General features: G+C 32.5%; 17 protein-coding genes. 6 read left to right on the forward strand and 11 right to left on the reverse strand.

Annotated features, from left to right (window positions below):
* Positions 1–112 precede the first annotated feature (112 nt).
* Positions 113–355: a hypothetical protein gene (locus KW502_RS08340; protein ID WP_219040092.1), complete on the forward strand. Its 243-nt coding sequence runs from the start codon at positions 113–115 to the stop codon at positions 353–355.
* Between the two features lie 15 nt (positions 356–370).
* On the opposite strand, the gene KW502_RS08345 is transcribed toward KW502_RS08340, so the two are convergent.
* The 5 genes from KW502_RS08345 to KW502_RS08365 all read right to left on the reverse strand — a co-directional run bounded on the left by KW502_RS08345 (position 371) and on the right by KW502_RS08365 (position 4,252).
* Positions 371–679, reverse strand: coding sequence for an ATP-binding protein (locus KW502_RS08345; RefSeq protein WP_369412520.1), 309 nt, complete (start codon positions 677–679; stop codon positions 371–373).
* Between the two features lie 16 nt (positions 680–695).
* Entirely contained in the window at positions 696–1,112 is a 417-nt protein-coding gene (locus KW502_RS08350) for a histidine kinase dimerization/phospho-acceptor domain-containing protein (protein WP_219040094.1), read from the reverse strand.
* A gap of 402 nt (positions 1,113–1,514) precedes the next feature.
* Entirely contained in the window at positions 1,515–2,372 is an 858-nt protein-coding gene (locus KW502_RS08355; RefSeq protein ID WP_219040095.1) for a hydroxymethylglutaryl-CoA lyase, read from the reverse strand.
* 108 nt (positions 2,373–2,480) lie between these two features.
* Positions 2,481–3,098 (reverse strand): LysE family translocator, encoded by a 618-nt coding sequence (locus KW502_RS08360; RefSeq protein ID WP_219040096.1) that lies wholly within the window; start codon positions 3,096–3,098, stop codon positions 2,481–2,483.
* 134 nt (positions 3,099–3,232) lie between these two features.
* Positions 3,233–4,252 (reverse strand): quinone-dependent dihydroorotate dehydrogenase, encoded by a 1,020-nt coding sequence (locus tag KW502_RS08365; RefSeq protein ID WP_219040097.1) that lies wholly within the window; start codon positions 4,250–4,252, stop codon positions 3,233–3,235.
* Between the two features lie 111 nt (positions 4,253–4,363).
* On the opposite strand from KW502_RS08365, the gene pepT reads away from it, so the two are divergent.
* Positions 4,364–5,608, forward strand: coding sequence for a peptidase T (gene pepT, locus KW502_RS08370; RefSeq protein ID WP_219040098.1), 1,245 nt, complete (start codon positions 4,364–4,366; stop codon positions 5,606–5,608).
* A 200-nt stretch (positions 5,609–5,808) separates the two neighbouring features.
* Here the strand turns inward: pepT and yajC are convergent, their stop codons facing one another.
* The 4 genes from yajC to KW502_RS08390 form a co-directional block, all read right to left on the reverse strand.
* On the reverse strand, positions 5,809–6,108 hold the full coding sequence (gene yajC, locus KW502_RS08375; RefSeq protein WP_219040099.1) for a preprotein translocase subunit YajC: 300 nt from the start codon (positions 6,106–6,108) through the stop codon (positions 5,809–5,811).
* Between the two features lie 8 nt (positions 6,109–6,116).
* A complete protein-coding gene (locus KW502_RS08380) occupies positions 6,117–6,596 on the reverse strand; it encodes a DUF1573 domain-containing protein (RefSeq protein WP_219040100.1) in 480 nt (159 codons plus the stop codon).
* Positions 6,597–6,656: 60 nt separating this feature from the next.
* On the reverse strand, positions 6,657–7,598 hold the full coding sequence (nusB, locus tag KW502_RS08385; RefSeq protein WP_219040101.1) for a transcription antitermination factor NusB: 942 nt from the start codon (positions 7,596–7,598) through the stop codon (positions 6,657–6,659).
* A 102-nt stretch (positions 7,599–7,700) separates the two neighbouring features.
* Positions 7,701–8,792: a Glu/Leu/Phe/Val family dehydrogenase gene (locus tag KW502_RS08390; RefSeq protein ID WP_219040102.1), complete on the reverse strand. Its 1,092-nt coding sequence runs from the start codon at positions 8,790–8,792 to the stop codon at positions 7,701–7,703.
* A gap of 128 nt (positions 8,793–8,920) precedes the next feature.
* On the opposite strand from KW502_RS08390, the gene KW502_RS08395 reads away from it, so the two are divergent.
* Both KW502_RS08395 and KW502_RS08400 read left to right on the forward strand, forming a co-directional pair.
* Complete coding sequence (locus KW502_RS08395; RefSeq protein ID WP_219040103.1) at positions 8,921–10,684, forward strand: ABC transporter ATP-binding protein; 1,764 nt, start codon at positions 8,921–8,923, stop codon at positions 10,682–10,684.
* A 74-nt stretch (positions 10,685–10,758) separates the two neighbouring features.
* Complete coding sequence (locus tag KW502_RS08400) at positions 10,759–11,130, forward strand: PUR family DNA/RNA-binding protein (protein WP_219040104.1); 372 nt, start codon at positions 10,759–10,761, stop codon at positions 11,128–11,130.
* A gap of 48 nt (positions 11,131–11,178) precedes the next feature.
* On the opposite strand, the gene KW502_RS08405 is transcribed toward KW502_RS08400, so the two are convergent.
* Positions 11,179–11,520, reverse strand: coding sequence for a tRNA-binding protein (locus tag KW502_RS08405; protein ID WP_219040105.1), 342 nt, complete (start codon positions 11,518–11,520; stop codon positions 11,179–11,181).
* An 80-nt stretch (positions 11,521–11,600) separates the two neighbouring features.
* Here KW502_RS08405 and KW502_RS08410 point away from each other — a divergent pair, with 80 nt between their 5' ends.
* Together KW502_RS08410 and KW502_RS08415 are read left to right on the forward strand one after the other, a co-directional pair.
* The gene (locus KW502_RS08410) at positions 11,601–12,164 is read left to right on the forward strand and encodes a thioredoxin family protein (RefSeq protein WP_219040106.1); all 564 of its coding nucleotides are present in this window, start codon (positions 11,601–11,603) and stop codon (positions 12,162–12,164) included.
* A gap of 103 nt (positions 12,165–12,267) precedes the next feature.
* The gene (locus KW502_RS08415; protein ID WP_219040107.1) at positions 12,268–12,906 is read left to right on the forward strand and encodes a peroxiredoxin; all 639 of its coding nucleotides are present in this window, start codon (positions 12,268–12,270) and stop codon (positions 12,904–12,906) included.
* A 118-nt stretch (positions 12,907–13,024) separates the two neighbouring features.
* On the opposite strand, the gene KW502_RS08420 is transcribed toward KW502_RS08415, so the two are convergent.
* On the reverse strand, positions 13,025–13,957 hold the full coding sequence (locus tag KW502_RS08420; protein ID WP_219040108.1) for a peptidylprolyl isomerase: 933 nt from the start codon (positions 13,955–13,957) through the stop codon (positions 13,025–13,027).
* Positions 13,958–13,959: the final 2 nt, after the last annotated feature.

Raw genomic sequence — 13,959 nt, forward strand, 5'->3', positions numbered from 1 at the left:
GTAGCTGTTCTTGTTTTAAATCAATCTAATTATAAAATACTCGCTAACAACTATTTAAATTGTTTCTGCACTAGTATAAAACTAAATTAGTAGCAAATTAAAAAAAGAAACTATGAGTATTAGATTAGGAAACAGTTGTGTGAATTGCCAAAAGTATGAAGATCATTTCTGCCAATTACACGAAACTACGGTAGGTACAAAACACACGTGCGATAGTTTTGATATGCGCGCTGCCATTAAAGACGATAATAATTGCACCACCTGCTCTAGGTACATGAGTGCTACTTGCCCAAACCCTAAAAAGGCAGCGCCACATATGTTATGTAATCATTGGGCTCCACAAGAAGTTGCTTAAAACAAAAAAACCGTTTTAAAAACGGTTTTTTGTTTTAAATTTATAGACATCAAAACTAATTTTAAATTCTGTACCGTTAGGTTGAGGAGTAATATCTAAATGTGCATGATTAGATTTTAAATATTGTTTAATTAATAATAAACCTATTCCCGTCCCTATTTCATTTGAAGTTCCATACTCAGAGGTTATTCTCGTATTATTTTCTTCAACCTCTTTTATTTTCTCTTTGGTAATTGGTATACCATAGTTAAAAACCTTTAGAGAAACACTTTCATCAATTGTATAACTGATTTCAATTTTATCGTTTTCTGGAGTAAATTTCACAGCATTAGATAACAAGTTATGTAAAATTACATTCAGTTGTGAAGGATGGATCTACATTAACTTTTAAATCTGCTACACTTTGTTTATCATGAATTATTTTCACATTTTTGCTTTTCGCAATTCCTAAATAAATAACAAGAATTTCATCAACACACTTCTTAATATCTACAAACTCATATTTTATAGTATCGTTCTCCATTTGATTAGTTGCCCATTTTAATAGATTCCTTAACATCAAAGAAGTAGAAGTTAATTGAAGGTGCATTTCATTTAAGACCTCTTGCCTTTCTTCCTTGGGAAAAGCTTCTTCTTTTAGTAACTGAATTAATTGTAATAGTGATGATATGGGTGACTTTAAATCATGAGATAAAATTGAAAACATTTTATTCTTACTTTTATCTACCTTTTGAAGTTGTTCATTTTTAAGCTTCAATTCTTTATTAAGCCTTGTTTTTTGTCGGTTTGACTTTCTTAATTTAATTAAGAAAAAAACGGCTATTATTGTTTTTATAATTACTAAGAAAACTAAAATTTTAATAATTAAAATTTTAGTTTCAGAATCTTGATTGAATAACGTTAGGTTATCGTTTTCTTTTCCTAAATTTTTTGTTTATTTCAGGTTTGATTTCTCAATCTTAAATGATTCTTGATTATTTATTTTAGCATTTGCCAAATAAAAAGTTAACGAATCTTTTTTATATAACTCACAAGCGCTATAAATAAACGCTTTAAAACTAGTGACAATAAATAAAAAAGTAATTATAGAGGGGATATATTTACTTCTCATTAAAAATAAATTAAAATAAGTGTATTGAAATTTTAAATAATATTGGTTTTATTTCATGAAGACTTTCAAAGCTTCATTATACGAAGCTTCAAAACTTCCCATTTTCACATTTGTATCTGCCTTTTGAGAGGTGAAATAAGAAACTAATTTTTCTGTAGGCATATTTCCGGTAAGTTCATCTTTAGCCATCGGGCAACCGCCAAAACCTTGTATAGCTCCATCAAAACGTTTACAACCTGCTTGATAAGCGGCATGAACTTTTTCATACCATGAAGTTGGAGTGGTGTGCAAATGCGCACCAAACTCTATTTCTGGATATTGCGGTATTAAATTTGAAAACAAATAGGTAATGCTTTTAGCATCTGAAGTTCCTACGGTATCAGAAAGCGATAAAATTTTAACGCCCATTTGAGAAAGTTTTTCTGTCCATTTTCCTACAATTTCAACGTTCCACGGATCTCCATAGGGATTACCAAAACCCATAGAAAGATAAGCCACTACTTCTTTATTGTTTTTAGTAGCTAGTGCTAAAATTTCTTTTAGAAGCTCAACAGACTCATGAATAGTTTTATGGGTATTTCGCATCTGAAAATTTTCAGAAATCGAAAAAGGATATCCTAAATAATCTATCTCGGGATGAGTCACTGCATCTTGTGCTCCGCGAAGATTGGCCACAATAGCTAACAATTTACTTTTAGTAGAAGATAAATCAAGCTGTGCCAAAACCTCTTTGGTATCAGCCATTTGCGGAATGGCTTTAGGAGAAACAAAACTACCCACATCAATCGTATCAAAACCACAACGCAATAAAGATTGTATATATTGAACTTTTTCTTGCGTAGGAATAAAAGTTTTAATGCCTTGCATAGCATCACGGGGGCATTCAATAAGCTTGATATTGTCCATGTTTCAAATATACAGTTTCAGCCTTAAAAAATGAATATTTTGTAAAAATTCACACTCAATAAATCGAATACTATATAAAAATTAAAGAATATAGCCTATATTAAAAAATTAACATAAAATAAAAATTGCAATTCCTACAAATACTACGATCTGTAGCCATTTTAAAACTGCCCCAGCATACGAATGCTTCTCTAAATAGTTTTTTAAAGAACCTGCTAAAACTGCTATACTAACAAATACAACAAATGAAACTAAAATAAATACAAAGCCTAGAACAAAGAATTGAAATGTTTCATCTAAGCTCTTAGAAAACAAAAAACCCGGAAAAAGCGCCAAAAAAAATAAAGAAACTTTAGGGTTCAAGACATTCATCATAAACCCTTGTTTATATAATTTAAAAAGTGGCTTAGCCTTAGGTTCTTCTGAAGAAAAATTAATTACAGCAGGTGATCGGTATACTTTAAAAGCCAGAAATAATAAATAAATAGCTCCAAAAAGTTTTAATAATGTAAATAAAAATTCATTTTTTACTATTAGTAATGAAATACCAAAAGCAACTAAAGAAGTATGTACTAAACAACCCGTCATTAAACCCGCAACTACAGTTAATGCGTTTTTTTCACCAAACCTGATGCTTTGTACCAACACAAAAATATTATCAGGACCTGGTGATAGTGCTAACGCAAATACAGCAAGAATAAAAGATATAAGAATTTCGATATTCATAAATAATATTGAAGTTTTCTCGTGCAGTCACCTTGAACTTATTTCAAGGTCTCTGCAGATTTGGATATAAGAAAGCAATACTGAAATCGAAGATTCAACGGAGTTAATCGAGTTCAGCATGACATCAAATTAAATTACTTTCCTAATATCGCCTTATTAATTTCTTTAATTAACTTGGGACCTTCGTAAATAAACCCTGTATACAATTGCACTAAACTCGCTCCTGCTTCCAGTTTCTCTAAAGCATCTTGTGCGGTATGAATACCTCCTACTCCAATAATTGGAAATGCATGATTACTTTTTTCAGTTAAAAAACGTATCACTTCTGTAGAACGATTAGTTAATGGCTTTCCACTTAAACCTCCAATTTCTTCTTTATGTTCCGATTGTAAACCTACTCTAGAAATTGTAGTATTTGTTGCAATTACTCCGTCGATTTTAGTGGTCTGCACGATTTCAATAATATCTAACAACTGACTATCGGTAAGATCGGGAGCTATTTTTAGCAAAATTGGTTTTTGCTTAGGTTTTTCAGTATTAAGGTTTTTAAGCGTATTTAATAATTGTGTGAGAGGTTCTTTATCTTGAAGTGCTCTTAAATTTGGTGTGTTAGGTGAACTCACATTTACCACAAAATAATCTACATAAGGAAAAAGTGCTTCAAAACAAATCTTGTAATCTTCAACGGCTTTTTCGTTAGGCGTCACTTTGTTTTTCCCAATGTTACCACCAATTAAAACTTCACCATTATTCTTCTTTAAACGTTCCACAGCAGCAACAACACCTTCATTATTAAAACCCATTCGGTTAATAATGGCTTGATCTTCTTTTAACCTGAATAATCGCTTTTTAGGATTTCCAGATTGTGGCTTAGGTGTTAAAGTTCCTATTTCAATAAAGCCAAAACCAAGCCCGGAAAGTTCTTTGTACAATTTTGCATCTTTATCGAATCCTGCGGCCAAACCTACCGGATTTTTAAATTTCAATCCAAAAACTTCTCGTTCCAATCGCTTATCTTCTACCGCATATTTCGACTTTAAAAAATCAGCCATTCCCGGTACTTTAAAAGATTTTCGAAGAAAAGAAAACGTAAAATAATGAACTTTTTCGGGATCAAATTTAAATAAGAAAGGTCTTATAAGTTGCTTGTACATCTGCGCTTAAGTTTGCGTAAAAATACGTTAAAAATAAAAAATGCAAAGCCGAATGTAAAAGTCTTTGTTTCCCACTTTCTGAATATGTATTTTTGAAGAAAATTCTAGAAAATGATCGAAAAACAACATATTATCAATCGCTTTACCTCATACATCACTATCGATACCGAAAGTGACCCGAAAAGCGATAGCACTCCGAGTACAGAAAAACAATGGAAGCTCGCTAAAAAGTTAGCAGAAGAGTTAAAGCAAATGGGAATGAGCGACGTGAGCATAGACGAGCACGCTTATGTGATGGCTACCCTACCTTCTAATGTAGAGCACGAAGTGCCTGCCATTGGCTTTGTTTCGCATTTTGATACTTCTCCTGATTTTACTGGGGCGAACATAAAACCACAAATCGTAGAAAAATATGATGGTAAAGACATCGTGTTAAATGAAGCGGAAGACATTGTGCTTTCTCCCGATTATTTTGAAGATTTATTACAATATAAAGGACAGACACTAATTACTACTGACGGAACCACGCTTTTAGGAGCCGACGATAAAGCAGGAATTACAGAAATTATGAGCGCGGTAGAATATTTAATTCAGCATCCTGAAATTAAACACGGACCTATAAAAGTAGGCTTTACTCCCGACGAAGAAATTGGTCGAGGCGCGCATAAATTTGACGTTGAAAAATTTGGTGCCAAATGGGCTTATACAATGGACGGTAGCCAAATTGGAGAGCTCGAATACGAAAATTTTAACGCTGCGGGAGCCGATGTTACCGTAAAGGGAAAAATTGTACATCCTGGTTATGCCAAAGGAAAAATGGTAAACAGCATGTATATTGCTCAAGACTTTATCAACTCTTTACCAAGATTAGAAACCCCTGAGCATACAGAAGACCGACAAGGATTTTTTCACCTTACCCAAATTAGCGGAAAGGTAGAAGAAACCAATATGCACTACATTATTCGCGATCACGATAAAGAGCATTTTGAGGCTCGTAAAAAAATGATGCTTGATTTAGCTGCAGAAATTAACAGTCAGCACGAAAAAGAAGTGATTGTAATCAATATTAAAGATCAATACTTCAACATGCGCGAGAAAGTAGAACCGGTGATGCATATTGTAGATATTGCTGAAGATGCGATGAAAGCTGTAAATATAGAACCTCTAATTAAGCCAATTCGTGGCGGTACCGATGGTTCTCAACTTTCGTTTATGGGCTTACCTTGTCCTAATATTTTTGCAGGCGGACATAATTTTCACGGACGCTATGAATACGTACCGGTGGAAAGTATGATTAAAGCCACAGAAGTAATTGTGAAAATTGCTGAACTTACAGCTAAGAAATATCAAAGTTAATTTGATAAACATTTGAATATAAAAAAGCGCTTTCAAAAATGGAAGCGCTTTTTTATTTCATAGAGTAAAAACTTGAATTTTCAAGATAAATTATCGCAGTATTAAAATAAAACATTTATAATTTGAACTACAATTTAAAATTATCAAATAAAAAAACCCTCTCAAAATGAGAAGGCTTTTTTGTGAAATTAGAAATAATACTATTTCTTTTCTTTTTCGTCTTTAGGATTATTTAGGGTCTGACTTAACTCCATTGAGATTGAAGACTTGTCGAAAGTGATTTTACCTGCACCAGTTTCTATAATCACTGCATTTAATTTTTCACTAAAATCTGCAATTTTACCATGCATTCCACTTTTGGTTACGACCTTATCTCCCTTTTTTAATTCTTTTGCAAAATTCTTTTCTTGTTTTTGACGCTTCATTTGAGGTCTAATCATAAAGAAAAAGAAAACGGCGAAAATGGCTAAAAAAGGCCAAAGACTTTGTATAGCTTCCATATATTATATTAGCTTTTTGCTTTTGCTGCTGCTTTATCTGCATCTGGAGTTACAAATGCTTTAATTTTAATCATTTCTTGTCCAGACTCTGTGTTAGTTGTAATTCTAACTGTTTTCATCTGGTTGTTTGGCTTGTTTCTAGAGTTAAATTTTACTAAAATTTCTCCTTGTTCACCTGGAGCTACAGGCTCTTTTGGCCAAGATGGTACCGTACAACCACAGCTACCTTTTGCTTGAGTAATCACTAAAGGTGAGTCACCATCGTTAGTAAATTTAAAAGTATGCTCTACTACATCACCTTCATTAATGGTTCCGAAATCATGCATTTCTTCTTCAAAAGTCATTTTAGCAGTACCTTCTGCGTTTTCATCTCTTTCAGCAACTTCAGCTACTTTTTCATCGTTAACTTTGTCTGCTGCTTTTTCGTCTTTACAAGAGGTAAATACAATTGCTGCAACAGCAGCTAACATTAAAAATCCTTTTTTCATTTTTAGTATTTTAGGGTTTGTAATTGATTTTAAGCGCTAAATGTAATAAATTTTGAATTATTACATCAAGCCTCTTCCTATTTTATTTAATTTTTGACCTTCTTGATATTCTTTTGATAACTTATCTAAAATTCCGTTAAGAAAAATACTACTTTTTGGTGTACTGTATTCTTTAGCGATTTCTAAATATTCATTAATCGTTACTTTTACAGGAATAGAAGAAAATTTCAAAAATTCACAGATAGCCATTTTAATTAAAATCGCATCGATTTCTGCAATACGATCAGTATCCCAGTTAGGTGTTTTTCCTTCAATATCTTCTTCAAACTTGTGTTGATGTAAAGTTGTTTTGGTAAATAATTCTTTCGCAAATTCTTTATCGTCTAAATTTTTAAAGAGTTTAGGAATCTTAATATACTCATCAGATTCTTTTAATTTCTTCAATAATTTTAAAATACTTGTATTCACAATAGGTAAATCATCTAACCAAGTAAGCTTTTTATCTTCTAAATAATCGTAAAGCTTTTCATTAGGGGCTATAATTTCTTTAAAGACTTGAATTACAAATTCTTGATCTTCTTTAAAGGTAGAGTTTCTTGTGGTTAGGTATTCTTTATATAATTCGCTATCAACAAGACTTTGCCATAAAATAGCAACATATTCATCATCTTGCTGCCAATGGTTTAGGTGCCTGTCTTCTAATAATTCATCTAAATCTTCTGTGGCTTCTATTTTCTGAAGTAAAGAATTGTTAACGAATTTTAAATTAGGGTTTTTATCATCGGCGGTAGCCAAGTATTTTTTTTGAGATTTCTCTATAAAATCTTCAGCTTTCTTTTTCACTTCTAATAACAAAGACAGTTGAAGTAAAAATAGATCATACATCTCTTCCATACTTTTAGAAAGAAAGCGTTGCTCTACTTGAAGGCTATCATTATTAGATTGATTAAATGCATAAATAGATTGCATTACTTTTACTCGAATATGTCTTCTTGTTAACATAGTATAATCTAAAAGAACGTTTTAAAATTAAAAAGGGCGAAATATAAAATTTCGCCCTGCAAAAATAGTATTTTATTTATGTAAAAACACCTTATTAAAAATTTATTTTTTTGCGGCTAAAATTCTGTTTTTAGCTACTTGCAACGCCGCTTGGTGAGTGGTTAGTTTATCAAAATCTGCTTTAGCTAAAATTTCTAAAGTGGTATTATAAATATTTTCTGTTTTTCTAATTATTTCTGTTTTATCATAATTTACCAATTCTGCATAAACATTAATAATTCCACCAGCGTTAATTAGAAAATCTGGAGCGTAAACAATACCTTTTTTCTGAAGCAATTCTCCATGAACTAATTCATTCTCTAATTGATTGTTTGCTGCGCCAGCAATTACTTTAGCTTTTAATTGCTGAATGGTTTGATCATTTAACGTAGCTCCTAAAGCACAAGGAGCATAAATATCTACTTCTAAGCCATATAAATTATCTCCGTTAAAAATTTTAGCTCCATACTTTGCACTCACTTCTGCTAATCGTTCTTGATTAATATCGGCAATAATTACTTCTCCTCCTTCTTCGGTAATATATTTCACTAAGGTTTCTCCAACGTGACCTATGCCTTGAACGAGAACTTTTTTACCTGCTAACTTATCGCTACCAAATTTATATTTCGCCGCCGCTTTCATTCCCATAAAGACACCATAAGCAGTAATTGGCGATGGATTACCAGCACCTCCTTTTTCTTCAGAAACACCTACTACGTAAGGGGTTATTTCTTTCACAATATCCATATCTTCAGTTTCCATACCTACATCTTCAGCAGTAATATACTTTCCGCTTAAAGAATGTACAAAAGCGCCAAACCTTTTCATTAAAGCAGGTGATTTCTGAGTTTTTGCATCGCCAATAATCACAGCTTTACCTCCGCCTAAATTGAGCCCAGTAATCGCACTTTTAAAACTCATACCACGAGAAAGTCTAAGCACATCGTTTAATGCATCATATTCACTTTCATAATTCCACATACGAGTACCTCCTAAAGCGGGACCTAAATTTGTATTATGAATTCCTATTATTGCTTTTAAACCTGTATCTTTGTCGTTACAGAAAACCACCTGTTCGTGGTCATCAAAAGAAAGTTGCCCAAAAACTGGAGCGACTTTTTTTAATTTATTTACTTTTAAAACTTCAGCATTCATAAGCTGTATTTATTAAGTTAAATTATTATATCATCAAAATTTGACGCAAAAATAAATAATTTATTAATTGAATAGGGTTTAAATAGTGATAAATTAAATATTTAATAATTCTGAAGTAGTTAAAATTTATGAAAGAACTTAAATATCTTAATAAATATTTTATTAAATACAAATGGCAAATGTTTTTGGGCTTTATCATTACGGTGGCTGCAAGAATTTTTGCAGTTTATGTACCTCAATTTATAGGTGACTCTACCAATGTAATTGAAAGATTTATTAATGATGAAATTACGCAAGTAGCTCAAGTAAAATCTGAACTTACCACGAACATACTTTACATTTTAGGAGCGGCATTTTTATCAGCCTTATTTACTTTTTTAATGCGGCAAACCTTCATTGTGGTTTCTAGACACATAGAATATGATTTAAAAAATGATGTTTATGAGCAATATCAAAATCTTTCGCTAAATTTCTACAAGAAAAATAGAACCGGAGATTTGATGAATAGAATTAGTGAAGATGTCTCTCGAGTAAGAATGTACTTTGGACCAGCATTAATGAATAGTGTTTCTACTATAACTATGTTTTTAGTCGTAATAATTTACATGATCAATACGGCTCCATTATTAACTTTATACACCATTGCTCCTTTTCCTTTTTTATCTTATGCCATCTATAAATTAAGCAGATCTATAAACAAAAGAAGTACCATAGTACAAGAATATCTTTCTAAATTAAGCACCTTTACACAAGAAGGTTTTAGTGGAATTTCTGTCATCAAATCTTACGGATTAGAACAACAAACCAATACTGGTTTTGTAGACCTTGCAGATACCAGTAGAGAAAAAAATATAGATTTAGTAAAAGTACAAGCCTTTTTCTTCCCTTTAATGGCGCTCTTAATTGGTGGAAGCAATATTCTAGTTATTTATATTGGAGGGCAACGAGTAATTAGCGGAGAGATTGAAAATTTTGGAGTTATTGTTGAATTTCTACTCTATGTAAATATGCTAACTTGGCCTGTAGCAAGCGTAGGTTGGATTGCAGATATGGTACAACGAGCAGAAGCTTCACAAAAAAGAATTAATGAATTTTTAAAACAAAAACCTGAAATAAAAAATCATTCGTCTAACATCACTCCAGTAAAAGGAAAAATAGAATTTAAAAATGTAACTTTCACTTACGACGACACCAATATTACCGCACTTAAAAATGTTTCTTTTGAAATACACCAAGGACAAACCTTAGCGATTATCGGAAAAACAGGATCTGGGAAATCTACCATTTTAGAATTAATTGGCCGACTTTATGATGTCGAGAAAAAAAATGGTCATTTACTTATCGATAATCAAGACATCGATCAATTCAACTTAAAAAATCTAAGAAATTCTATTGGTTATGTACCTCAGGACGCATTCTTATTTAGTGATTCTATAAAAAATAACATTCGTTTTGGGCATAGTGAAGCTTCTGAAGAACAAGTAATAGCAGCCGCAAAAAATGCAGCAGTACACAAAAATATAGAAGGTTTTAGCAAAGGCTATGATACCATTCTTGGCGAACGCGGAATCACCCTTTCTGGCGGACAAAAACAACGGGTTTCTATTGCTAGAGCTATTATTCAAAATCCGCAAATATTACTCTTTGATGATTGCCTCTCTGCAGTAGATACAGAAACTGAAGAAGAGATTTTAAACAATCTTCATAAAATATCTACCAATAAAACCACTATTATTGTGAGTCACCGTATTTCTTCAGCTAAGAATGCCCATAAAATAATTGTGCTAGAAGATGGCGAAATTATACAAGAAGGAACTCATAATCAATTAGTAAAGCAAGGCGGTTATTATAAAGAACTCTACTTAAAACAACTCAGCGAAAAAGAAAGTTGATTTTTTTTGGCAGATGTTAATTTTTTTAAGATTTTTGACAATATATCTAAAATTAAACCAATAATTTTTCGACTATGAGCGATAATGGAACGATGCAGAAAGAAGAAATATTTTCTAAAGTGTTAAGGGCTGGAAGACGTACGTATTTCTTTGATGTAAGATCAACTAAAGCTAACGATTATTATTTAACGATTACAGAGAGTAAAAAGTTCACCAATGAAGATGGATCTTTTTACTACAAGAAACACAAAATTTACTTATACAAAGAAGATTTTGAAGGTTTTGCTGAAATCTTAGATGAAATGACGGCTTACATCATTAATGAAAAAGGAGAAGAAGTAATTAGTGAACGTCACCAAAAAGACTTTAAAAAAGAATATGACGACAATGGTGAAGAAACTAGCGTAGCCGAAAAATTTACCGATGTAAGTTTTGACGATATCTAAAAAAAATACTTTTATAAAAAGCCGCTAATAAAATATTAGCGGCTTTTTTTAACTTATTTTTAAACCATTATCTATTTTTGCTTCCGGTTGAATTATGGTAACCTCATCGCCATCAACCGCTCCCATTAATAAACATTCACTCATAAAATTAGCAATTTGCTTTTTCGGGAAATTAACCACCGCAATAGTCTGCTTCCCTACTAAATCTTCTTTAGCATAGCGTTTCGTGATTTGCGCAGAAGTTTTTCGTATTCCTATCTGGCTACCAAAATCAATTTTTAATTGATAGGCAGGTTTTCTAGCTTCAGGGAAATCGTTTACTTCTATAATCGTACCCACACGCATATCTATTTTAGCAAAATCTTGCCAACTTAATTCATTCTGTATCATAAACTATAAGTTAATTTTTCAACCGAATAATGTTTAATAATTCTTCAGTTTTCAGTAATTTGTTATTCAAATTTAAAAAAATGGCAAGAACATATTCTATCGATATAGATTTAGGTACCAAAGCACCAGAATTTGAACTTCGAGATAGTGTTACCAATAATTTAGTTAAGCTTTACGATGTAAAAGGTGAAAAAGGTACGGTAGTGATGTTTATCTGTAATCACTGTCCTTTTGTCAAACACGTGAATGATGAGATCGTAAGATTAGCTAACGATTACCGCGTGTTGGGGTTTGGTTTTGTAGCGATTTCTAGTAACGATGTAAAAAACTATCCGGAAGATCATCCTAAATTAATGCACGAGAACGCTAGAAAACATAATTTCACGTTTCCATATTTGTATGATGAAACGCAAGAAGTAGCCAAAGCTTATCAAGCAGCTTGCACGCCAGATTTTTATGTATTTGATACTGATTTAAAATTGGTTTACCACGGGCAATTAGACGATTCTCGACCTCAAAACGGAATTCCTGTAACCGGAAGAAGTATTCGAGAAGCTTTAGATGCTATTTTGAATAACCGAAAAGTACCACAATTACAAAAACCTAGCTTAGGTTGCGGTATTAAATGGAAACAGGAAAATTAGCATAAGTTAAGCTTATACTAAAGTAGCTCAAAACAATGCTTCAATTTGAGAATTTAATTCTTTATTCTTTAATTTTACAATGAAAATAAAAAATGAAAAAGCTATGAATGATTTAAGATTAGGCGATACCGCCCCAAATTTTGATGCAGAAACTACAGAAGGTAAATTAAATTTTCACGATTATTTAGGAGATAGCTGGGGAGTACTTTTTTCTCACCCCTCAGATTACACCCCGGTTTGTACTACAGAATTAGGAACTGTTGCTAATTACAAACCAGAATTTGATAAGCGAAACACGAAAGTAATCGCGCTAAGTGTAGATGATTTAGAATCGCATAAAGGTTGGGTAAAAGATATTGAAGAAACCCAAAACGTAACATTGAATTATCCAATCATTGCCGATGAAGATAAAAATGTTTCTAGCCTTTACGGAATGATTCATCCTAATGAAGATAACACAGCAACCGTTAGATCTGTTTTCATCATTAGCCCTGATAAAAAAGTTAAACTAACCTTAACCTATCCGCCAAGTACTGGAAGAAATTTTGAAGAAATAATTCGTGTTTTAGACTCTCTACAATTAACGGCTTATAAAAAAGTAGCTACTCCTGCCAATTGGAAACAAGGGGAAGATGTGGTAATTAGCCCTTCTGTATCTAATGAAGAAGCCGAAAAATTATTCCCGAAAGGTTTTAAAGAAATTAAACCTTACTTGAGAATGACGGCGCAACCGGAAGATTAATTTTTCACAAAACAGCAGAGCTCATCACTTCGAGTAAAATCGAGAAGTTTGGTATAAAAAAACCTCCATATGATTATGTGGAGGTTTTTTTATTTTATAATATTAAAGTTGAATTAAACTATTTAGCCTTTACTAATTCTACTTCAAAAATCAAGGTAGCGTTTGGAGGAATCACTCCGCCTGCTCCTCTTTCTCCATAACCTAAATGGGAAGGAATCACGAAACTTGCTTGAGCACCTTCAGAAAGCAATAAAATACCTTCATCCCAACCAGCGATCACGTGACCTACACCAACAGGAAACTCAATAGGTTGGTTTCTTTTAAAAGAAGAATCAAAAACAGTTCCATCAGTTAATTTTCCCTTATAGTGTACTTTTACTGGTTTTCCTTTTTCAGCTTGTTTCCCTTCTCCCTGTTTAGTGATTTTGTAAAACAATCCACTTTCAGTTTTTGTAAAACCTTCAGTTAGTTGCGCTAATGCCTCTTCTTCTTTCTTTTTAGTTTCTGCTTCACGTTTTGCTTTTTCAGCATTAAAAGTTTTAAAAGCTTCAGCGCCATCAAAGTTTTCAGCTTCTTCCCCTACTCTTTCGATGCTTAGGCTTTCAATTTTATCACCTTGTGAGATTTTATTCACCACATCTTGACCTTCTACCACTTCACCAAACACCGTATGTTTGCCGTCCAACCAAGGAGTCTCTACGTGGGTAATAAAAAACTGACTCCCGTTGGTTCCCGGGCCTGCATTAGCCATCGATAAGATACCAGGCTTATTATGTTTTAAGTCAGGATGAATCTCATCATCAAAATTATACCCTGGACCACCAGCTCCAGTACCATCAGGATCTCCTCCTTGCACCATAAAGTCTGGAATTACACGATGAAACTTTAATCCATCATAATAAGCTTCTCCTTGTTTCTTTGCCTCGTTAGGTTGCTTTCCTTCTGCTAGAGCTACAAAATTTCCTACCGTTCCTGGGGTTTTATCGTGATGTAATTTTACTAAAACTTCTCCTTTTGAAGTATTGAATTTTGCGTATAATCCGTTTTCCATTT

The sequence above is a fragment of the Mesonia aestuariivivens genome, from assembly GCF_019311235.1.
Classification (GTDB): domain Bacteria; phylum Bacteroidota; class Bacteroidia; order Flavobacteriales; family Flavobacteriaceae; genus Mesonia; species Mesonia aestuariivivens.